Raw genomic sequence first — 20,803 nt, forward strand, 5'->3', positions numbered from 1 at the left:
GCCCCCCACGGTCCGCACGTCATGTCCCCCCGCCAGGAGATCCCCTCGTGACCATGCCTCCGCCGCCCTTCGGATCAGCGGGCGAGCACCGGCTGCAGCAGCATCTGGGCACCGCGGATCGCGCCGCCCGGTTCTACGACCAACAGGTGCGCCGCCATCTCACACCGGAGATGCAGGACTTCATCGGCCGCCAGTCCATGGTCTTCCTGGCCACCGCCGACTCCCGCGGCGAGTGCGACTCCAGCTTCCGGGCCGGGCCGCCGGGGTTCGTCCACGTGATCGATGCCCACACGCTGGCCTACCCCGAGTTCCGCGGGAACGGGGTACTGGCCAGCGCCGGCAACATGGTCGAGAACCCTCACCTCGGCATGCTCTTCGTGGACTTCACCCACCACCATGTGGGGCTCCACGTCAACGGCGCCGCCCACCTCTACCACGACAGCGAGCTGCGCCGTCTCCGCCCCGGCCTGCCCACCGACGTCGCGCCCGGGCGCAGCCCGGAGATGTGGGTCCACGTCACGATCGAGGAGGCCTACATCCACTGCTCCAAGTACATACCCCACCTGGTGCCGGCCCCTCGCCCTGCCGGCCGCGACGCCTCCCGTCCCCGGGACGCGGACTATTTCACCAACTCCCGCGCGGCGTACTGACCGTCGGCCCCGTCCTCAGCACAGGCGGGTGTGGCGGCAGATGATGCGGCCGCTGCCGTGGGAACCGCCGGACGAGCCGCCGGGGCCGTCCGGGGCGCCCGTGCGGGGGACGCCGTTCGGGAAGGCGGTGTTGCGGCTGCGGTCGCCGGGGAAGGGGTCGTGGTAGTCCGGGTCGCCGTCGGAGTCGCGGTCCGGCAGGTCCGCGTACATGCCGTTCGCCCGGTCCGGTGCCGGGCAGCCCGTGTCCTTGGACGACAGGTAGAGCGTCACCCGTGTGCCGCTCTCGACCTTCGCGCCCTCGGCCGGGTCGTGTGCGCACACGCGCCAGTCGTCGTACTCGCCCTCGCTCGGCAGTCTGTCGTTGCGGTACGCCTTGTGCGCCTCGACGCGGTCGGCGGGCACGCCCAGGGCGACGACCTCCGCGCGCGCCGTGCGCCACGTCTTCCACACCAGCTCGGGCATCGTGGGCCACGGGATGGGCCGGCCGTCCTCCTTGGGGCACGGGGCATCCGTCGGCACGACGGCGAAGTCGAGGGTCGCTTTGGTGCCGGTCCGGCCCGTCTGCTGGAAGCAGACCGTCCACGGAGCGCGGCCGCGGATGAACTTGTTCTTCTCGGACGCGTCGTGGGACGTGACGAGGAACCCGGCCTTCCGGGCCTTTCCGTACGCGACGTCCAGGTTCTGACCGTGGAAGTCGGGGACCGGCCGGCTCATCGGGTCCGGTGTGCCCGCCGCCGCGGGGGTGGCCGTCGCGCCGGGCGCCGTGCCGCGGGACCGCTGCGTTCCGGCGGTCTTCGCGTCCGCCGTGGCGTCCTGCGCGGCGTCCTTCGGGGAGTCGGGCAGGACCGCGCCCGCCAGGGCCACGACGGCGACCGCCGTCGCGATCTTCCATCGCTTCGGCCACGGCTTGCGCCGCCGGGAGGCGTCCTCCGGGTCGCGGGACGGATCGGACGGTGCCGGGGTGGTCTGCGGGCCAGGCATGGCGGCGCCCTTCGGGTTCGTGCAGTTGTGCGGGCGTATCGTACCCAGCCCTTCCCGGGTGCCGGCCCCGCCCCGCCTGTGGCCGGCACCGGCCCGGTCCGCGGGGCGATCCCCGGCGGCTCAGTCGGCTTCGGCCGGCTCCACGACCACCTTCACGCTCTTCACCTCGGGATCGGCCGCGTCCGGGACCACCATGCCCGCCTCCACCCCGGTCCGCAGGTAGCGCAGGACCTCCGGGCCGAGCCGCTCGCCCGGCACGGCCGCGGGGATGCCGGGCGGGTAGGGGGTGAGCATCTCCGCTGCGATGCGTCCGGCCGCCTTGTCCCAGGGCACCGGCTCGGTGCGGCCGAAGAACGCGTCGCGTGGCAGCATCACCTGTTCCAGCCGCAGCTCCGCGGGGTCGGGAACCTCCACCCGCGCGTCGGTGCGGAGCACGGGCGCGTGCCGGGCAAGGTCCCGCAGGGCGGTGAGCAGCCGGCCGGTGGTACGGGCGTCGTCCGCGTGGGAGAGCTGGGCGCTGATGCGGCGGTGGTCGCAGACGTGCAAGTTGATCCGGTGGTGTTGACGGAGCCGGTCGGCGGCCAGGTAGCCGGTCGTGCCCAGGGCGGAGATGTCGATGATGACCTGCAGGGGGTCGAGGTCGGCGGCGCGGCCCGGGGCGCAGAAGTCGGCGCGGCCGTGCACGTGCATGCCGTCGATGCCCTCGATCTGTTCGCGCACCCGCCCGGCGAGGGCGAGGGCGTCGTCGTAGAGGGCCCGCCCGTGCTCGGCCATCTGCCGGCGCCACCCGTCGAGCGCCGCATAGATGAGGACGGAGGGGCTGGTGGTGCCCAGGAGGTCGGCGCAGGCCTTGAGGACCTTGGGGTCGATGCGGTCGCCCTGGAGGTGGAAGACGGAGCTCTGTTCCAGGCCGGAGCCCATTTTGTGCACCGAGGTGACGCAGACGTCCGCTCCGGCGTCCATGGCCCAGGCCGGCAGGCCGGGATGGAAGGGCAGGTGGGCGCCCCAGGCCTCGTCGACGACGAGCGGCTTGCCGCGGCGGTGGCAGACCTCCGCGATGTCGTCGAGCGCGGCGCAGGTGCCGTACGGGGTGGGGCTGGTGACGAGCGCTCCACGGGCGTCGGGGTGCGCTGCGAAGGCGTCGTCGTACGCCTTCGCGGACGGAGGGTGGGCCAGGTGCAGGACGGGGTCCCACTGGGGATCCACCCAGACGGGGCGGATGCCGGCGAGCACGAGGCCGGAGACCACCGACTTGTGGGCGTCGCGCCCGATGACCAGCTCTTGGTGGGGCCCGGCGACGGCGAGCATCGCCGCCTTGACGGACAGGGAGCTGCCGCAGGTGGAGAAGAACGTGTGCTCGGCACCCACGGCGTCGGCCATCAGCGCCTCGGCCCGCTCGACGAGGTGCCGGGAGGAGGTCCGGTCGTCCAGCCCGCTGGTGGCGAGGACGTCACTGGCGAACACGGCGTCCCCCAGCGCTTCCCGCACCCGTGGATCGGCTCCGCGGCCCTGTTTGTGGCCCGGAGGAGTGAACGGCACCTGTCCGGTCTCGCGGTACGCGACGAGGGCGTCCAGCACCGGTGCACAGGAATGGTCCGGGGATGCGTGGTTCATGCGACTCCGGTTCCCCGCGGATCGCCGCGGGGAAACAAATACGGCGGCTCCCCGCCCGCGGCGGCTCGCGGCGCGCGGGAAGCTGCCATAGCGTCGAAGGGCCGGGGCATACGGAGGCCGGGAGCCGACCGGCGAACGATGCACCTGGGAGGACGGCGTGCAACGGTCACAGAAGAACGGCAGCTGGTGGGCCCGGGTGCGGCGGAGCTACGAGCAGGGCGCCGACGAAGCCGGGGGAGAACGCCCCCTGCTGGGCTACACGGTGCTCCTCGGCGGGTACGCGGCCCTGACCGCGTCCGTCGTGGGGGCCGCGGTGGCCAGGCGCCGCACGACGCCCGCACGGCCTTCCGCGGCCGACCTCGCCCTGCTCTCGGTGGCCACGTTCCGCATCAGCCGCATGCTCGCCAAGGACTCCGTGGTCTCACCGCTGCGGGCTCCCTTCACCACCTACCAGGAGCCCGCGGGCCCCGGCGAGGTCACCGAGGCCCCGCGGCCGGGCCCCGTGCGCCACGCCGTCGGTGAACTGCTGACCTGTCCCTTCTGCCTGGCCCAGTGGGTGGCCACGGCGGGTGTCGCCGGCCTTCTGCTGGCGCCCGCCACCACGCGGTGGGTGGCGGGCGGCATGACCGTCATCTCCGCCGCCGACCTCCTCCAGATCGGCTACGACACGCTCAAGTGACGTCGCCGGGAACGTCCCGAGCCGAATCGGTGTGGCGAGCCGGAGCAGTGCCCCGGGCCGGAAACGGTGTCCCGGGCCGGAGCGGTGTCACGGGCCGAAGACGGCGTGCAAGGCCACCACGACTGCGGCCAGCACTCCGGCCAGCACCGTGATCAGCGTCGACGACGTCAGCAGGTACGTGCTGCCGACGCTCGCCGTCGTGCCGTTGACGAGCGCCACGACCGCCGTGGGGCTCGTGTGACGCTTCGGGCCGGCGGGACTCGTGCCGTCGGTGTGTCGGGTGCCGGTACGGCGATTCATGAGGGCCTCACCTTCATCGGGTCCGTCATGGAAAAAGGGGCGGAACGCCTCCCTCCCGTGCAAGCGCCCCGAATCCCGGATTCCGAAGAATCCCCCCGCGGCTTTTTGCACGCGCTCGCCCCCTCACGGACCTATAAGGGTGTGGACCGAACCGGGAGGAGGTGGCTGCGTGGGCCCCCGAGGAGATCACGGGGCTTTACCCGCTGAGTTGCCGGTTTTCTCCGCCTTCTTTACGGCGGAATATCCACGGGTCGTACACAGCCTCATGAGAGCCGGGGCAACCTATGAGGAAGCCGAGGACGCGACGCAGGACGCCATGCAGGAGCTCCTGCGCGCGTGGCCCGGGTGCACGTGCCCGGCGGGCTGGGTCCGGACGGTCGCCTGGCACGCGTACTGCAAGAAGGCCGAACGCAATCGCAAGCGACTGGCTCTGGAATCTCAGAGCGCACGGCTGGCGGCACCTGCACCACAGGACCGCGGAGAACCGGACGAGCACGAAAAGGTGCTGGAGATCCTGCGCGGACTCCCCCCACGGCAGGGACAGGTCTTCGCCCTGCACCTGGACGGGTATTCCGCCCGGGAAACCGCTGAACTCCTCGGCGTGAAAGCGAGCACCGTCCGCAGCAATCTGCGGCACGCGATCAGCACGTTGCGCGATCAGCTGGACAACTACCAGGCACCAGAAGGAGGTCCGCGTGTCCGCACGGGATGAGCGGGGTACCGCCACACGCAGGGCCCGGCCGAAGGCCGCCGGAGACGCCGCCCCGAGCGTGCACCCGGCCTTCGAGCGCTTCCTCCGGACCGTCCGGGCCGACGTCGAAAGCCGGCTCACCCCGGACGCGGTGGAGGACCGTCTGCAGCGGCTCGTCGGAGCCGCGACGGCGGCACCGGACGCGAGCCCCGCCCGCAGGAGCGACGTCTCCGGCTTCGCGTCGGAGGCCGGTTGGGCCGCCTACGGCTATCGCGTCGTGCACCTCTGGCTGCTGGCCGTCGCGACGGCGGGCCGCCCCGGGGCCCGTCTCCACCGGGACGACGTCGACGCGCTGGCGGTGGAGACGGCGGCACGGGCGCTGACCACCTTCCGCGACGGGGCGCGGCCGCCGGTTCCCGAACCGCACGCTGCCGTGCCGGAACTCAAGGCGGCGTTCCTCACCGAATGCGTGCGGCACCTTCCCTACGTCGACCGGAGCCGCCACCTCATGACCGAGCGGGACGCCTTCGACACGTTCGACGCGTTCGATGCGTTCGAGGTGCCGGACGCGTCCGATCTCGTGGGAGTGCTGTGGGACTGCGCGACCACCGAGCACGCGGAGGAACTGCGCCGCGTGGTCGGCGACGGCGAGCCGGAGGACGGCGACACCGACGAGATCGTGACGCTGACGCCCATCGCCATCCGTGCCGCCGCCCAGCGGTACCCGGAAGCCATGCCGCCGGACCGGTGGACCGATCTCCTCTCCTGAGCCCGAACCCTGAGCCCCGAGCCCGAACCCTGAGCCCCGAGCCTGAACCCCGAGGCCCGAGCGCCCCACCGGATGCAGGTGATACCTCCATGAACGGGCACGATAAGAGCGACGTGAGCGACGTGAGCGACGTGAAAGTGCGGCAGGTGCTGCGGCGTTCGTACGAACTCGGCCACGGGCACTACGCGGTCGGCGTCGAAGTCCAGCCGTACAAACTCACGGGCGTCGTCGTCGGGCCCGACGGCGTGGTGATGGCACGCACCTGCCGGCACCTGACGGTCATGGAACCGGAGGAAGTGGTCGAGCGCGTGGCCGGCATGGCGGAAGGCCTGGTGGACGACAGGCTGGGCTGCGCCTTCCCCCGCGGCAGGGTGTGCGTCGGGGTCCAGGTGGGCGGCCCCGTCGACCCGGACACCGGAAGGGTCCTCCACCTCGTCAACGGCCCCGACGACCACCGGCACGAAAAGCCCCCTCCGTACGAATGGGTGGACTTCCCCCTCGGCGCGGAACTCGCCGCCAAGACGGGCTGCGCCACCTCGGTGGAGAACGACGCACACGCCTTCGCGGCGTACGAGCAGAGTCTCGGCGTGGGCAGCACGAGCGCGACCTTCGGGGTGATCCTCGTGCGCGACGGCGTGGGTGCGGGAATGGTCGTGCGCGGCGAACGGATCTCCGTCCCGATGGAGTTCGGGCACCTGCAGGTCTGGCAGCGGGGCCGGATCTGCGATTGCGGAATGCGGGGGTGCATCGAGAGCCAGGTCGGGAACCGGGCGCTGACCGCCGTGGTCAAGGAGCTGACCGGACGGGAACTGGACGGGCTGGAGGCCGCGATCGCGCTCGCCGACAGCACCGACCCGCAGGCGCGCCGGGCCGCGTCCGCCTTCCGTAAAGCCGGGACCTCGATCGCCCGCGGCATCGCCACGATGCTCACCACGTTCGGACCGAGCCACGTGGTGATCTACGCGGCGGAGGATCTCATCAGCGCCGGGCCGGGGCGCCGGGCGGCCGGTTCCTTCCTCCACGCGATGAGGAAGTTTCCCCCGCACACGTTCCACATCAGCAGGGACTGTCACATCGTCACCAAGCCGCTGGACGCCGTCCGTGGAGCGCACGGCGCCGCGCTGATCGCGCTGCAGAGTTGTTTCGGCGTCCGGCTTCAACCCCGGTAGGAGTGTTCCCCCATGCGCCCACGACCCCATGCCGGCGACCGCCGGCTCTCCGTCGGACTCGACATCGGAGGCACGAAGATCGCAGCAGGAGTGGTCGACGCGGAAGGCCGCGTCGTCGAAAGGGTCCCGCCCGTGCCGTGCCCTTCCGATCAGGCGGGCATCGTGAAGGCCGTCTCCGTCCTCGTCGAAGAACTGCGCGCCCGCCATCCCGGGACCGCCGCCGTGGGCGTGGGAGCGGCGGGTCTCGTCCACTGGCCCGAAGGCCGCATCCGGACCGCTCCCAACAATGCCTACCGCGATCTGCCGCTGCGCCGTCTGCTCCAGGAGACCACCGGGCTGCCGACCCTTGTCGACAACGATGCCAATGCCGCCTGCTGGGCGGAGTACCGCAAGGGGAACAGCGCTGCTTACATGGCTTTCGTCACCGTCGGCACGGGCGTCGGCGGCGGCCTCGTCCTGGCGGACCGTCTCTTCCGCGGCCGCACCGGCATCGCCATGGAGTTCGGGCACACGATTGTCGACCCGCACGGCAGCCAACGCTGCGGCTGCGGCACCGTCGGCTGCCTCGAACCCCTGGCCTCCGGGCGGGCGCTCGGCCGCTACGGCAGCGCGGCGGCCGCCGCCGAACCCGCCGGTGCCTTGGCCACGCTCGCCGGCGGCCCCGGCCGCGTGACCGGGGAGACGGTTACGGCGGCCGCGCGCGCCGGAGACCCGGCCGCGCGCGCCCAGCTGGAGCGCCTCGGCCACTGGCTGGGCATCGGCATCGCGACGCTCGTGAACCTCTTCGACATCGAGCTGGTGGTCATCGGCGGCGGCGTCGCGGAAGCCGGCGAACTGCTGCTGGCCCCCACCCGCGCCGGCTTCGAGCGGTACGTCACCGCGGCCGCCCACCGCGAACCCGCCGACATCAGGCCGGCCCGCCTCGGGCCGGAGGCGGGATGGATCGGTGCGGCGCTCCTGGCCCTCGACGAAGGAGAGTGAGCCCGCGTGCCTTACGCGTGAGGTCCACGGCATGCGGTCGGGCGGCCACCTCGCCGTTGAGGTGGCCGCCCGGATCAGTGCGCCGGAATCCCGGAATCAGTGCGCCGGAATCAGACCTGCGGCACCGGGAAGGTCGGGTACTCCACGCCGGACACGTGCTGGACGACACGGATGACCTGGCAGGAGTAGCCGAACTCGTTGTCGTACCACAGGTAGAGGATGGCGTTGTCGCCGTCGACCTTGGTGGCGCCGGCGTCGACGATCGAGGCGTGGCGCGAGCCGACGAAGTCCATGGACACGGCGTCGGGGGCGGTGGTGAAGTCGATCTGGCGCTTCAGCGGCGAGTTCAGCGAGACGTCGCGGAGGTACTCGAGGACCTCCTCGCGGGTGGTCTCGCGGCCCAGGCGCAGGCTCAGGATGGCGATCGAGACGTCCGGGACGGGGACGCGGATCGAGCTGCCGGTGATCGGCGCCTTGAGGTCGGGCAGCGCCTTGGCGACGGCCGAGGCGGCACCGGTCTCGGTGATGACCATGTTCAGCGGCGCGGAACGGCCGCGGCGGTCGGCCTTGTGGTAGTTGTCCAGCAGGTTCTGGTCGTTCGTGAACGAGTGGACCGTCTCGACGTGGCCGCGCAGCACGCCGTACTCGTCGTCCATGGCCTTCAGCGGCGGGACGATCGCGTTGGTGGTGCAGGACGCGCAGGAGAGGATCTGCTCGTCCGGCTTGATCGTGTCGTGGTTGACGCCGTGCACGATGTTGGGCACGTCACCCTTGCCGGGCGCGGTCAGGACGACCTTGTCGATGCCGGGGCGCAGGTGCTTGGACAGGCCCTCGCGGTCGCGCCACTTGCCCGTGTTGTCGATGAGGATGGCGTTCTTGATGCCGTACGCCGTGTAGTCGACCTCGGACGGGTCGTTGGCGTAGATCACCTTGATCTCGTTGCCGTTGGCGACGATCGTGTTGTCCGCCTCGTCGACGGTGATCGTGCCCTGGAACTGGCCGTGGATGGAGTCGCGCCGCAGCAGCGAGGCGCGCTTGACGATGTCCTGATCCCCGCCCTGGCGGACGACGATGGCGCGCAGCCGCAGGCCGTTGCCGGAGCCGGCCTTCTCGATGAGGAGGCGGGCCACGAGGCGGCCGATGCGGCCGAACCCGTAGAGGACGACGTCGCGGCCCTCGCAGCCCTCGATCTTGTTCTCGCCCGTGGCGCCGGCGACGGCCTCCGCGGTGAAGTCCGCCACCGAAAGACCGCGGTCGTCGGCCTTGTACGTCGCGGCGAGCATGCCGATGTCGATCTGGGAAGGGCCGAGATCGAGGGTGGTCAGAGCCTGCAGGAACGGCAGCGTCTCGGTGACCGAGAGCTCCTCGCCCGCTATCTGCCGGGCGAAGCGGTGGGTCTTGAGGATGCTGACCACCGACTTGTTCACCAGGGAGCGGCTGTGGAGGAGGACCGTGACGTCCTGCTCCCGGTGCAGCTTCCCGATGATCGGGATCATCGACTCCGCGATCTCCTCGCGGTTCTTCCAGCTTGTGAACGAGTCTTCGTTGACAGTCACAGGTCCATCTCTCGATCGAGCTTGGCGGCGCTCATATGCTAACCCCGCACCTCCTTTGATCATCCAGGCGGTGTCCCCGGGGTGTCCGCGCGGGGTGCGGGCGTGGGAGCTCTTGCTCGGAAATGCACCAGTATGTCCGCCACAGAGCCCCTCTCAAGTGAGCACTGGCGGGTGCATCTGCGTGACCGGACTCACTGATTCCCCCTCCGGGTGGCGGGGGTGGCGGGGGCGGCAGGGGCTGCAGGAGAGCGATCGGCCCAGAGCCTCCCCGGGTGAGACGACGGGACATCTTTCGAAGACTCGGGGATATTCATCCGCTCAATCGATCTCCCTAACGTTGAACCCATCAACCACCGGGGCCACCGCCCCGGACCGGCACAGGGAGAGATCACCATGCGCGCTGTCGTCCAGAAGTCCTTCGGAGGCCCCGAAGTGCTGGAGGTCGTCGAGACCGAGCGTCCCACGCCCCTCGGCGGAGAGGTCCTCGTCCGCGTCCACGCCAGCGGCGTGAACCCGGTGGACGTGGCCGTCCGCTCCGGCGCCTACCCCCTCCTCGGCGAGCCGCCCTTCGGCGTCGGCTGGGACATCTCCGGCGTCGTCGAGGAGGCCGGCCCCGGCGCCCGCTTCAAGCCCGGCGACGAGGTGTTCGGCATGCCGTTCTTCCCCCGCGCCGCCACCGGCTACGCCGAGTACGTCGCCGTGCCGTCCCGCCAGGTGGCCCGCAAGCCCGCAGGTCTCGACCACGTGCACGCCGCGGCGATCCCGCTCGCCGCCCTCACGGCCTGGCAGGGGCTGGTGGACGCGGCCGGGATCACCGAGGGGCAGCGGGTGCTGATCCACCGTGCGGCCGGCGGCGTCGGCCACTTCGCCGTGCAGATGGCCAAGGCCCGCGGCGCCCACGTGATCGCCATGGCGAGCGGCCCCAAGCACGACTTCGTGCGCGGCCTGGGCGCCGACGAGGTCGTCGACTACCGCACCACCGACTTCACCGAGGCGGTCAAGGACGTCGACGTCGTCTTCGACTCCTCCTCCGAAGGCGTGCGTTCCCTCGCCGTCCTGCGCCCCGGCGGCACGCTCGTCAGCATCATGGAGCACGGGAACCAGGAGCTCGCCGCCCGGGCCGAGGCCGAGGGCCGGCGCTTCGCGGGCGTCTCCGTCGAACCCGACTACGCCTCGCTGGAGGCGATCGCCGCCCTCGTGGACGCCGGCCGCATCCGGCCCCACGTCTCCGGGACGTTCCCGCTGGCCGAGGCCGCGAAGGCGCACGAGGCGGTCGGATCGGGCCGGACCCAGGGCAAGATCGTCCTCACCGTCGGCTGACGCGGGCCGCCGGCACGCAACGGCCCGTAGGCTGAACGCCCGCCGGACGGGCGAGGGGGAGAGGGAGGGGACGGCGTTGGACATCCTGACCGAGGCGCTGGGCTCGATGCGGACGGGGCAGCCCAGGTCCGTACGCACCCACGGCCGCGCCCCCTGGGGGCTGCGCCTCCCCCCTGTTGCCGGCGCCGGCTTCCACGTGGTGCTGTACGGCACCTGCTGGCTCGTCCCCCTCGGGGACGAGCCGCATCTGAAGCCCCTCGCCCTCAGCCCGGGCGACGTGGTCTTCCTGCGCGACGGCCGCGGCCACATCCTCGCCGACCACCCCTCCACGCCCGCCGAAGTGGAGAGACCCGAGCAGTTCCGGCCCGGCTCGCCCCTCGGCACGGTCACCATCGGGGGCGACGGCCCCGGCACGAGCCTGCTGTGCGGCAACTACCACCTGGACCAGGGGCGACCGCACCCCTTGGTGAACCAGCTCCCCGAGATCATCCACCTCCCCACCCGGCACGGCCGCCACCCCGAACTCAGCGCCGCCGTCCAGCTCCTGGGCACGGAGCTGGAGAACCCCCGCATCGGATCGGCCGGCATCGTCCCCGCGCTCATCGACTCGCTGCTCCTGTACATCCTGCGCGCGTGGCTGGAGGACCAGCCTCCGGCAGCGGCCAAGGGCTGGGCCGCCGCCCTCGGCGACGGAGCCGTCGCCCCGGCACTGGCCGCCGTGCACGCCGACCCGGCCGCCCAGTGGACCGTCGAGTCGCTCGCCGAGCGCGTGGGCCTGTCGCGCGCGGCCTTCGCCCGCCGCTTCACCGCCCTCGTCGGCGAACCGCCCATGGCCTATCTGACCCGCTGGCGCATGACCACCGCCGCCAAGCTGCTGCGCGAGTCCGACGCCCCGCTCACGACGGTCGCGGCCCGGACCGGCTACGGCTCCGAGTACGCCTTCGCCAAGGCGTTCAAACGCGAATACGGCCAGGCTCCGGGCGGCTACCGCCGGGAGGCCCGGGTGGCGTAGGCGCCCCCACGACCGCGGCCGCGAGTGAGCCGCGTCTCACCGGAGCGGCGGTCCTTGTCTATGAAACGAGTTGCATAGCAGGATCCGGGTATGGCGCTCGAGCACGCGATCCTCGTCTCCCTGCTGGAGAAGCCCGGCTCCGGCTACGAGCTGGCCCGGCGCTTCGAACGGTCCATCGGGTACTTCTGGACCGCCACCCACCAGCAGATCTACCGCGTCCTCAAGCGGATGGAGGGCGACGGCCGGCTCGACGTGCGCGAGGTGCCGCAGCAGGGCCGGCCGGACAAGAAGGAGTACTCCGTCGCCCCCCTCGGGCGCGCCGCCCTCTCCGACTGGCTCCACGAGCCGATCGAACCCGAGAGCGTCCGGCACGACCTCGCCGTGAAGATCCGCGGCGCGGCCTTCGACGACCCGGCCGCCCTCATCCGCGAAGTCGAGCGGCACCACCGGGCGCACTCCGACCGGCTCGCGCACTACCTCGCCGGGGAGCTGCGCGACTTCAGCGGAGCCGAGGCGCCCGGCGCGCCCGGCGACGCCGGGCGGGAGCTCCAGCACGTCGTCCTGCGCGGCGGCATCGCCTACGAGCGGATGACGATCGCCTGGCTCGACGACGTCCTCGCCACGCTCCACCGGCTCCACCGGCTCCGCGGCTAGCACTGAGGCGCACCGAGCACCGGGGCGCACCCGCCCGCGGCCCGCCGTTCACCGCCCGCCGTCCACCCGCGGCCCCCACCGCACCGTTCACCGTCCACGCCACCTTCGACCGTCAAGCCGGAAAGGCGAACCTCCATGGCCGACCAGCTGCTCTTCAACCCGCGCACCTACGACCCCGCGCACTTCGACCCGGAGACCCGCAGGCTGCTGCGCGCCACCGTCGACTGGTTCGAGGAGCGCGGCAAGCGCAAGCTGATCGAGGACTACCGCTCCCGCGCCTGGCTCGCGGACTTCCTCGCCTTCTCGGCGAAGGAGGGCCTGTTCGCAACGTTCCTCACGCCGGCCTCCGCCGCCGGCGGGAACGAGGACAAGCGCTGGGACACCGCCCGCATAGCCGCCCTCAACGAGATCTTCGGCTTCTACGGGCTCGACTACTGGTACGCGTGGCAGGTCACCATCCTCGGCCTCGGCCCGGTCTGGCAGAGCGACAACGCCGCCGCCCGCGCCCGCGCCGCGGAACTCCTCGCCCAGGGCGAGGTCTTCGCCTTCGGCCTGTCCGAGAAGTCCCACGGCGCCGACATCTACTCCACGGACATGCTCCTGGAGCCGGACGGCGACGGCGGCTTCCGGGCGAGCGGCTCCAAGTACTACATCGGCAACGGCAACGCCGCCGGCCTCGTCTCCGTCTTCGGCCGCCGCACCGACGTCGAGGGCCCCGACGGCTACGTCTTCTTCGCCGCCGACAGCCGCCACGAGGCGTACCACCTGGTCAAGAACGTCGTCGACTCGTCGAAGTACGTCAGCGAGTTCCGCCTGGAGAACTACCCCGTCGCGGCCGAGGACGTCCTGCACACCGGCCGCGCCGCCTTCGACGCCGCCCTCAACACCGTCAACGTCGGCAAGTTCAACCTCTGCACCGGCGCGATCGGCATCTGCGAGCACGCGATGTACGAGGCCGTCACCCACGCGCACAACCGCATCCTCTACGGCCGCCCCGTCACCGCCTTCCCGCACGTCCGCCGCGAGCTGACCGACGCCTACGTCCGCCTCGTCGGCATGAAGCTCTTCAGCGACCGCGCCGTCGACTACTTCCGCTCCGCCGGCCCCGACGACCGCCGCTACCTCCTGTTCAACCCCATGACGAAGATGAAGGTGACCACCGAGGGCGAGAAGGTCATCGATCTGATGTGGGACGTCATCGCGGCCAAGGGCTTCGAGAAGGACACCTACTTCGCCCAGGCCGCCACCGAGATCCGCGGCCTGCCGAAGCTGGAGGGCACCGTCCACGTCAACCTCGCGCTGATCCTCAAGTTCATGGGCAACCACCTGCTGAACCCCGCCGAGTACGCGCCCGTGCCGACCCGCCTCGACGCGGCCGACGACGCGTTCCTCTTCCGCCAGGGACCGGCCCGGGGCCTCGGCGCCATCCGCTTCCACGACTGGCGCACCGCCTACGACGCCTACGCCGACGTGCCGAACGTCGCGCGCTTCCGCGAGCAGGCGGACGCCCTGTGCGCATTCGTCACCACCGCCGCCCCGGACGAGGAGCAGAGCCGCGACCTCGACCTCCTCCTCGCCGTCGGCCAGCTCTTCGCGCTCGTCGTGCACGGCCAGCTGATCCTGGAGCAGGCGCGCCTGACCGGCCTCGACCAGGACGTGCTCGACGAGCTGTTCGCCGTCCTCGTCCGCGACTTCTCCGCGCACGCCGTCGAACTGCACGGCAAGGACTCCGCCACCGAGGCCCAGCAGCGCTGGGCCCTCGGAGCCGTCCGCCGCCCCGTCGCCGACGACGCCCGCTCGGCCCGCGTCTGGGAGCGCGTCGAGGCCCTGTCCGGCGCGTACGAGATGGCGCCGTAACCCCGCCGTCCCGGGGCCGGAACGCCCCCGGGACCACCACTTCCGGCCTGAGCGGGCGCATCCGTTTCTGGGCCGGTCCGGGACCGATACGGTGGTCCGACGGGGTACACCTCGCCTGTTCGTGAGGAGACGCGTTGGAGAGCGCCGGGGGTGGTTCGGTGCGGCTGCCGCACCTCAGACTGGACGAGCTGCTGGGAGAGCTCCAGGCGCGGCTCGACACCGCGCGCGGGACGTGGGACCGGGTGCACAGCCTGCTGGAGGCGGTGCTGTCGGTGGGGCGCGAACTGGACCTGGAGCACGTGCTGCGGCGGATCGTCGAGGCCGCGGTGGTGCTGGTGGACGCCCAGTACGGTGCGCTGGGGGTCATCGGCCCGGACGGGCGCACGCTCTCGAAGTTCCTCACGGTCGGGCTGACCGGCGAGCAGATCGAGGCCATCGGGCCGTTCCCCTCGGGGCACGGCCTGCTCGGCGAGCTGATCCGCCACCCCGTCCCGCTGCGGCTGCCGAAGATCTCCGAGCACGCCGCCTCGTACGGCTTCCCGCCCGGCCACCCGCCGATGCACAGCTTCGCGGGCGTGCCCATCCGCGTCCGCGACCAGGTGTTCGGGAACCTGTACCTGACGGAGAAGCGCGGCGGCGCCGACTTCGACGCCGAGGACGAGGCGGTGCTCTCCACGCTCGCCGTCGCCGCCGGCGTCGCCATCGACAACGCCCGGCTCTACGAGGAGTCCACGCGGCGCGAACGGTGGCTGCGGGCGAGCGCCCGCGTGACCACCAGCCTGATGTCCGGCAGCCCGCGGCAGGACGTGATGGCGCAGATCGCCGAGCTGGCGAAGGAGATCACCGAGGCCGAGCTGGCGACCGTCTCGCTGCCGCTGGCGGACGGGTCCGCGCTGACCGTCGAGGTCGCCACGGGCGCACTGGCCGACGCCATCCGCGGCGTCGTCCTCCCCGTCGAAGGGACGCTGGTCGGCATCGTGCTCTCCGAGCGCGCGCCGGTGTGCAGCCTCAGCGTCCAGGAGGACCCGCGGGTCTCCGCCGTGCCCGAGTCCCTGACCGGGCTCGGGCCGGCTGTGGCGGTGCCGGTCACGTCCGGCGAGGCGGTGATCGGCGTGCTGTTCCTGGCCCGCGGCGCGGGGCGGCCGGTGTTCTCGCAGGAGGAGATCGAGCCCCTGCTGAACTTCGCCGGGCAGGCGGCCATGGCCGTGGAACTGGCGGAGCGCCGGGCGGACGCCGAACAGCTCACCCTGCTGGAGGACCGCGACCGCATCGCCCGAGACCTGCACGACCTGGCGATCCAGCGGCTGTTCGCCACCGGGATGACGCTGCAGAGCGCCGACCGCTTCATCGACCACGCGGAGGCGTCGGAACGCGTGCAGCGCGCGGTGAGCGACCTCGACGAGACCATCAAGATCATCAGGGCGACGATCTTCGGCCTGCGGGCCCGGGAGACCGCGCCCCGGCACGGGCTGCGCACCCGGGTCGTGCAGACCGTCGGCGGCGCCGCCACGCTCCTCGGCTTCGCCCCGAGCCTGCGGATGGAAGGCCTGCTGGACACCCGGGTGCCGCACGCCGTCACCGACGACGCGGTGGCGGTCCTGGAGGAGGCCCTGACGAACGTCGTCCGGCACGCGCGCGCCACGTCCGCCGGCGTCGCCGTGGTCAACGACGGCCGGGAGCTGGTGCTCACCGTCACCGACGACGGCGTCGGCACGCCCGGCGAAGGGCGCCGCAGCGGCCTGCGCAACCTCGCCGAACGGGCAGCACGGCACGGCGGGCAGCTCGTGCTCTCCGCTCCGCCCGGCGGCGACGGCACGGTCCTGACCTGGCGCGTTCCCATCGAGGCGGAGGAGCCGCCCCCGGCTCAGCCGTGACGCCCGGGCTGCTCGCGGCGGTCCCCGGAACCACTCGCCGCCGGGCCGGCCCCGGCCGCGCCGGCGGCCCCACCGGCCTGCGTGGCGAGCACGGCCGCCTGGATGCGGCGCTCGACGCCGAGCTTGGCGAGCAGCCGCGAGATGTGGTTCTTCACCGTCTTCTCGGACAGGAACAGGCTCTTGCCGATCTGACGGTTGGTGAGCCCGTCACCGATCAGGGCGAGGATGTCGCGCTCGCGGGGCGAGAGCTCGGCGAGCCGCTCGTCGCCGGGCCCGGCCTCGCCCTCTCCGCGCAGGCCGGCCATCAGGCGCGTGGTCGTGGCCGGGTCGAGCATGGACTGGCCGGAGGCGACGGTGCGGACGGCGGAGACGAGGTCGGACCCCTTGATCTGCTTGAGGACGTACCCCGCGGCTCCGGCCATGATCGCGTCCAGGAGGGCGTCGTCGTCATCGAACGAGGTCAGCATCAGACAGGCCAGCCCCGGCATCCGCGAGCGCAGCTCCCGGCAGACGGTGATGCCGTCGCCGTCCGGCAGCCGCACGTCCAGGACGGCGACGTCCGGGCGCAGGGCGGGGCCCCGCGCGAGGGCGTGGGCGACGCTACTCGCCTCGCCCACGACCACGATGTCGTCCTCGGCGTCCAGCAGGTCGTGGACACCGCGCCGGACGACCTCGTGGTCGTCCAGGAGGAAGACCCGGACGGGCCCGCCTGGAGAGAACGCCTTTGTCTGGTCCACGACCGGCTCCCGTCGACGCTCGGCACACCCCTGCGCTGCACCGATCATGAACTGCCGGAGGAGCCCCTCACCATGGGCCGAACGGCCCCCGGGGACGGCCGTCCGTGCCAGATGCCCCGGTACGCCGCGCGGTAGCCGGGCGGGTCCCAGGAGGTGGCTCCGGCGCTGTTGGCGGCCGTGGTGACGTGGACGGGGGCGACGTATCCGCTGGGGGGCCGGTGGGAGAAGGCGCGGTTGAACTCGTCGACGATCTGCCAGCCCTGCTCGGAGAGCGGCTCCGGGACGGTGGCCGCCTGGAATTGCTTGCTGTTGATGCGCTGGAAGGCGGAGGGATCGCCGTCGCCCGCACCGATGTTGTACGGGGCGCCGCCGCCCTTCCTGCGGGCGGCGCGCAGGGCGGGGGCGGCGTCGGCGAAGTAGACGTCGTTGATGGCGACGGAGTGCGTCCACGCGTCGGGGAAGCGGGAGAGGAGCGAGGAGACCTCCTGGGGCGTGCGGCTGCTGGTGTCCGTGATCGGGATGTTCTCCTCCGCGAGGAGCTTCACGTCGGGGCAGGTGGCGAGTTCCTTCTCGATCAGCTCGGACTTGTTCCGGGCGAACGGGATCGAGGCGTCGGTGAACACGACGACGCCGGCGGTGCCCCGCGAGTGCGCGATGACCCAGTCCGCGCTGATCCTCGCGACATCCTCGACCCGGGTGGTGACGTTGGTGAACAGCCCGGCCTCCGCGCCCGGGCCGGGGGAGCCGACCGCGTGCCAGCCGATGAGCGGGACGCGGGCCGCGCGGGCCTGCGCGACCTGCCGGGACGTCAGGTGGGGGTCGAAGCCGCCGATGACGATGCCCGCCGGGCGGAGGGCGAGCGCCTGGCTGAACGCCGCCTGGATCCCGGCGGGAGTGCCCTGCCCGTCGATCACCCGGACGTGCCAGCCGATGGCCCCCGCGGCTTCCTGTACGCCGTGGGCGGTACCTGCGACACCCGGGTTGGTCATGCTCTGCGCGACGTAGACGATCTCCTTGCCGGGGACCGCGCGGGGGCCGGTGACGGGGCCGTCCCAGGCCGTGTCGGTCCTCTCGGCCCGCCGGGTGGCCACCTGCGCCCGGGCCAGGACGGCGGGGCACCCGGCCCTCGCCGGCTGCGGGGGCGGAGAGGCGGCGCCCGTGGAGGAACCTCGTTCACAGCCGGCGGCGGCAACGACGCATGCCGCCACTGCCAGCGCGAACGTACCCGCCCGGGCGGTGCGAGCCGTGGTCACCGCGCGGCCCCGGGCGGGTGGCGGGGCGTCCGCGGGGGTTCCGTGCGCCGTCGGCGCAGCTGCCGGCGGGCCGCGTAACCGGCCAGGCCGACCGCGAGGAGCAGGGTGCTGCCGTTGAACAGCGGCGTGACCCAGAACCGGGCGCCGAGCTGGCCGATCCCGGCGAGGCCGACGGCCAGGACGGTGACGGCGACGAGGGTGCCCAGGGCGTTGGCGCGGCCGGGTCTGATCGCGGTGGAGCCGAGCAGCGCGCCGACGAAGGCGGGCAGCAGGTAGTCCATGCCCACGCTGGGGTTGCCGGTCTGCTGCTGCGCGGCGAGCAGCACCCCGCAGACGCCCACGACCAGCCCCGACGCGGTGAACGCGTAGATCACGTAGCGCCGGGAGGGGATGCCCACGAGGTCGGCGGCGCGGGGGTTGGAGCCGATGACGTAGAAGTACCGGCCGAGGGGCAGCCGTTCCAGCAGCAGCCACAGCGCGGCGGCGAGGGCGAGGACGTAGAAGGCGGAGACCGGCAGGCCGAGGAAGCGGGAGTCGTAGAGGGCGGTGAAGGCGGCGGGCAGGCCGCGCGGCCCGGGGACGATGCGGGCTCCGTCGGTGATCCAGCCGGTGAAGGCGTACATGATGCTGCCGGTGCCGAGCGTGGCGATGAAGGAGTCGATCTTCGCGAATTCGACGACGAGGCCGTTGACGGCACCGACGGCCGCCCCGCCGAGGACCACGACGAGGCAGGCGAGCGGCCAGGGCCAGCGTTCGGCGACGACGAGCTGCATCGTCATGACGTGCGCGAGGCCGAGGCCGTAGCCGATGGACAGGTCGAACTTGCCCGTGGCGATGGGGATCGTCGCGCCGAGGGCGAGCATGGCGGGGATCGACTGGTTGGACAGGACGGCGGAGATGTTGTCCAGGGTGGGGAAGGTGCCGGGCAGGGCGAGGGAGAAGGCCGCGAACAGCAGGGCGGTGAGGGCGAGGAGGCCGTAGGCGCCGACGAGGTGCCCGAAGCGGTGGCCGGGCGCGTGACGGGGCCCGGGCGAAGGGCCGGCGGGCGGCGGGGGAGACGAAGGAGAAGGAGACGGGGAAGGCGGGGTCATCAGCCCGGCGTTCCGGTGAGGGCGGCGATGTCCGAGGCGGCGTGGGTGAGCGCGGTGACCGTGAGCGCTTCGCCGCTCAGCTCCGCCGCCACGGTTCCGCGGACGAACACCAGGGCCCGGTGACACACGTCGGCGACCTCCTCGAAGTCGGTGGAGATGAGCAGGACGGCGAGGCCGTCGGCGAGGGCGTCCCGGAGCAGGCGGTAGATCGCCGCCTTGGCGCCGACGTCGACGCCGGCGGTCGGCTCCTCCAGGACGAGCAGGTTCCGGCTCGTGCCCAGCCAGCGGCCGATCATGACCTTCTGCTGGTTGCCCCCGGAGAGGGTGCCGATGGGCGCCTCGCTGTCGTGGGGGCGCACCGCGAACCGCTCGATCAGGGCGGTGGCCTCGGCGCGCTCGCGGCCGGGACTGATCCAGTGCGCGCCCCGCAGGCCGGCCGCCCGGGGGTTGGCCAGGAAGTTCTCCCGTACGGTCAGCTCGGCCGCGCAGCCCTCCTCCTGACGGTTGCTGGTCACGAAGCCGACGCCGGCGCCGACGGCGTCCGTGACCGTGCCCGGGTGGTACGGGCGCCCGCCGAGCAGGATCCGCCCGCCGAGGACGGGCCGGGAGCCGGCGAGGGCGCGGCCCAGCTCCATGTGCCCGGCGCCGGTGAGGCCCACCATGCCGAGGATCTCGCCGGGCCGCAGCCGCAGGCTGACCGGCCCGGTGTTCTCGGTGCGCACGCCGTCGAGGCTCAGGACGGCGGGGCCCGGGGCGGGGTCGGCGATGCCGTGGGCGCCCGGGCCGTGGCCCGCGTCGTCGTGGCCCACGATGTCGCGGACCAGCCGGGCGGGGCCGTGCCCGGCGAGCGGGCCGCGGCTGACGAGCCGGCCGTCGCGCAGCACGGCGAACGCGTCCGCGACCTTGTACACCTCGTCGAGCCGGTGGGTGACGAAGACGACGGCGCGGCCGTGGTCGCGCAGGGTGTGCAGGACGTGGAAGAGCCGGTCGCAGTCGGCGGCCGGGAGGCTGGCGGTCGGCTCGTCCAGGACGACGAGCGGGGCCCGGGTGGACAGGGCGCGGGCGATGGCGACCAGGGAGCGTTCGGCGCGCGTGAGGTCGGCGACGACGGCGTCCGGGTCGAGGTGCGCGGCGACGGTGCCCAGGGCCTCGGTGCACTGCCGGCGGGTCCGCCGCCAGGACACCAGCCCCGCGCGGCGCGGGTATCCGGTGCCCAGGGCGATGTTCTCGGCGACGCTCATCCAGCCGACCAGACCCAGGTCCTGGTGGATGAACGACATGGCCCGGGAGGCCGCCTCGGTGCCGAGGGCGTGCCCCGCGACGCTCACCTCGCCCTCGTCCGCGGGGTGGATGCCCGCGAGCACCTTGATCAGGGTGGACTTGCCGGCGCCGTTGGCACCGAGCAGGGCCAGGACGCTGCCGGTGCGGATGTCGAGGTCCACCGCGTCGAGGGCGAGGGTGCCGCCGAGCCGTTTGCTCAGGCCGTGGATCCGGACGAGCGGCTCGGGGCCGCGGCCCGGGAGGGGACGGGTGTCGGGAGGAGCGTCGTGCACGGACTTCTCCGGGACCTATCAGGACCAATCATCGCTTTTTAACGTTTCATCATGCTACGGCC

General features: G+C 72.5%; 19 protein-coding genes. 11 read left to right on the forward strand and 8 right to left on the reverse strand.

Annotation, left to right across the window (positions count from 1 at the left end):
* Positions 1-53 precede the first annotated feature (53 nt).
* Positions 54-650 (forward strand): pyridoxamine 5'-phosphate oxidase family protein, encoded by a 597-nt coding sequence (locus ACSNOG_RS15800; RefSeq protein WP_436753311.1) that lies wholly within the window; start codon positions 54-56, stop codon positions 648-650.
* A 15-nt stretch (positions 651-665) separates the two neighbouring features.
* Here ACSNOG_RS15800 and ACSNOG_RS15805 read toward each other — a convergent pair whose 3' ends face one another.
* Both ACSNOG_RS15805 and ACSNOG_RS15810 read right to left on the reverse strand, forming a co-directional pair.
* Complete coding sequence (locus tag ACSNOG_RS15805; protein ID WP_436753283.1) at positions 666-1,631, reverse strand: PASTA domain-containing protein; 966 nt, start codon at positions 1,629-1,631, stop codon at positions 666-668.
* A gap of 120 nt (positions 1,632-1,751) precedes the next feature.
* The gene (locus ACSNOG_RS15810; RefSeq protein WP_436753284.1) at positions 1,752-3,245 is read right to left on the reverse strand and encodes an aminotransferase class I/II-fold pyridoxal phosphate-dependent enzyme; all 1,494 of its coding nucleotides are present in this window, start codon (positions 3,243-3,245) and stop codon (positions 1,752-1,754) included.
* Positions 3,246-3,402: 157 nt separating this feature from the next.
* Between ACSNOG_RS15810 and ACSNOG_RS15815 the strand changes: the two genes are divergently transcribed.
* A complete protein-coding gene (locus ACSNOG_RS15815; RefSeq protein ID WP_436753285.1) occupies positions 3,403-3,924 on the forward strand; it encodes a DUF1360 domain-containing protein in 522 nt (173 codons plus the stop codon).
* An 87-nt stretch (positions 3,925-4,011) separates the two neighbouring features.
* Here ACSNOG_RS15815 and ACSNOG_RS15820 read toward each other — a convergent pair whose 3' ends face one another.
* On the reverse strand, positions 4,012-4,224 hold the full coding sequence (locus tag ACSNOG_RS15820; RefSeq protein WP_436753286.1) for a hypothetical protein: 213 nt from the start codon (positions 4,222-4,224) through the stop codon (positions 4,012-4,014).
* Between ACSNOG_RS15820 and ACSNOG_RS15825 the strand changes: the two genes are divergently transcribed.
* The 4 genes from ACSNOG_RS15825 (at position 4,223) to ACSNOG_RS15840 (ending at position 7,834) form a co-directional block, all read left to right on the forward strand.
* The gene (locus tag ACSNOG_RS15825) at positions 4,223-4,936 is read left to right on the forward strand and encodes an RNA polymerase sigma factor (RefSeq protein WP_436753287.1); all 714 of its coding nucleotides are present in this window, start codon (positions 4,223-4,225) and stop codon (positions 4,934-4,936) included. The two genes, ACSNOG_RS15820 and ACSNOG_RS15825, sit on opposite strands and share 2 nt — an antisense overlap.
* A complete protein-coding gene (locus tag ACSNOG_RS15830; protein ID WP_436753288.1) occupies positions 4,920-5,684 on the forward strand; it encodes a hypothetical protein in 765 nt (254 codons plus the stop codon). The genes ACSNOG_RS15825 and ACSNOG_RS15830 overlap by 17 nt, the downstream gene beginning before the upstream one ends.
* An 89-nt stretch (positions 5,685-5,773) precedes the next feature.
* Positions 5,774-6,853 (forward strand): ROK family protein, encoded by a 1,080-nt coding sequence (locus ACSNOG_RS15835; protein ID WP_436753289.1) that lies wholly within the window; start codon positions 5,774-5,776, stop codon positions 6,851-6,853.
* Between the two features lie 12 nt (positions 6,854-6,865).
* Positions 6,866-7,834: an ROK family protein gene (locus tag ACSNOG_RS15840; RefSeq protein ID WP_436753290.1), complete on the forward strand. Its 969-nt coding sequence runs from the start codon at positions 6,866-6,868 to the stop codon at positions 7,832-7,834.
* Between the two features lie 110 nt (positions 7,835-7,944).
* Here the strand turns inward: ACSNOG_RS15840 and ACSNOG_RS15845 are convergent, their stop codons facing one another.
* The gene (locus ACSNOG_RS15845; protein ID WP_436753291.1) at positions 7,945-9,390 is read right to left on the reverse strand and encodes a glyceraldehyde-3-phosphate dehydrogenase; all 1,446 of its coding nucleotides are present in this window, start codon (positions 9,388-9,390) and stop codon (positions 7,945-7,947) included.
* A 393-nt stretch (positions 9,391-9,783) separates the two neighbouring features.
* Between ACSNOG_RS15845 and ACSNOG_RS15850 the strand changes: the two genes are divergently transcribed.
* The 5 genes from ACSNOG_RS15850 (at position 9,784) to ACSNOG_RS15870 (ending at position 16,107) form a co-directional block, all read left to right on the forward strand.
* Positions 9,784-10,710 (forward strand): NADP-dependent oxidoreductase, encoded by a 927-nt coding sequence (locus tag ACSNOG_RS15850; RefSeq protein ID WP_436753292.1) that lies wholly within the window; start codon positions 9,784-9,786, stop codon positions 10,708-10,710.
* 76 nt (positions 10,711-10,786) lie between these two features.
* A complete protein-coding gene (locus ACSNOG_RS15855; RefSeq protein ID WP_436753293.1) occupies positions 10,787-11,722 on the forward strand; it encodes an AraC family transcriptional regulator in 936 nt (311 codons plus the stop codon).
* A 90-nt stretch (positions 11,723-11,812) separates the two neighbouring features.
* A complete protein-coding gene (locus tag ACSNOG_RS15860; RefSeq protein WP_436753294.1) occupies positions 11,813-12,376 on the forward strand; it encodes a PadR family transcriptional regulator in 564 nt (187 codons plus the stop codon).
* A 135-nt stretch (positions 12,377-12,511) separates the two neighbouring features.
* Positions 12,512-14,233 carry an acyl-CoA dehydrogenase family protein gene (locus ACSNOG_RS15865; RefSeq protein ID WP_436753295.1) on the forward strand — a complete coding sequence of 574 codons (1,722 nt, stop codon included), beginning with the start codon at positions 12,512-12,514 and terminating at the stop codon, positions 14,231-14,233.
* Between the two features lie 134 nt (positions 14,234-14,367).
* Entirely contained in the window at positions 14,368-16,107 is a 1,740-nt protein-coding gene (locus ACSNOG_RS15870) for a GAF domain-containing protein (protein WP_436753296.1), read from the forward strand.
* On the opposite strand, the gene ACSNOG_RS15875 is transcribed toward ACSNOG_RS15870, so the two are convergent.
* Genes ACSNOG_RS15875 through ACSNOG_RS15890 form a run of 4 tightly spaced genes read right to left on the reverse strand, consistent with a single transcriptional unit; the run spans position 16,098 to position 20,741 of the window.
* Positions 16,098-16,844, reverse strand: coding sequence for a response regulator (locus ACSNOG_RS15875; protein WP_436753297.1), 747 nt, complete (start codon positions 16,842-16,844; stop codon positions 16,098-16,100). The two genes, ACSNOG_RS15870 and ACSNOG_RS15875, sit on opposite strands and share 10 nt — an antisense overlap.
* Before the next feature lie 44 nt (positions 16,845-16,888).
* Positions 16,889-18,097 carry a substrate-binding domain-containing protein gene (locus ACSNOG_RS15880; protein ID WP_436753298.1) on the reverse strand — a complete coding sequence of 403 codons (1,209 nt, stop codon included), beginning with the start codon at positions 18,095-18,097 and terminating at the stop codon, positions 16,889-16,891.
* Positions 18,094-19,188, reverse strand: coding sequence for an ABC transporter permease (locus tag ACSNOG_RS15885; protein ID WP_436753299.1), 1,095 nt, complete (start codon positions 19,186-19,188; stop codon positions 18,094-18,096). The genes ACSNOG_RS15880 and ACSNOG_RS15885 overlap by 4 nt, the downstream gene beginning before the upstream one ends.
* A complete protein-coding gene (locus ACSNOG_RS15890; protein WP_436753300.1) occupies positions 19,188-20,741 on the reverse strand; it encodes a sugar ABC transporter ATP-binding protein in 1,554 nt (517 codons plus the stop codon). The genes ACSNOG_RS15885 and ACSNOG_RS15890 overlap by 1 nt, the downstream gene beginning before the upstream one ends.
* Positions 20,742-20,803: the final 62 nt, after the last annotated feature.

Origin of the sequence: Streptomyces sp. URMC 124 (assembly GCF_051386455.1) — a bacterium.
Classification (GTDB): domain Bacteria; phylum Actinomycetota; class Actinomycetes; order Streptomycetales; family Streptomycetaceae; genus Streptomyces.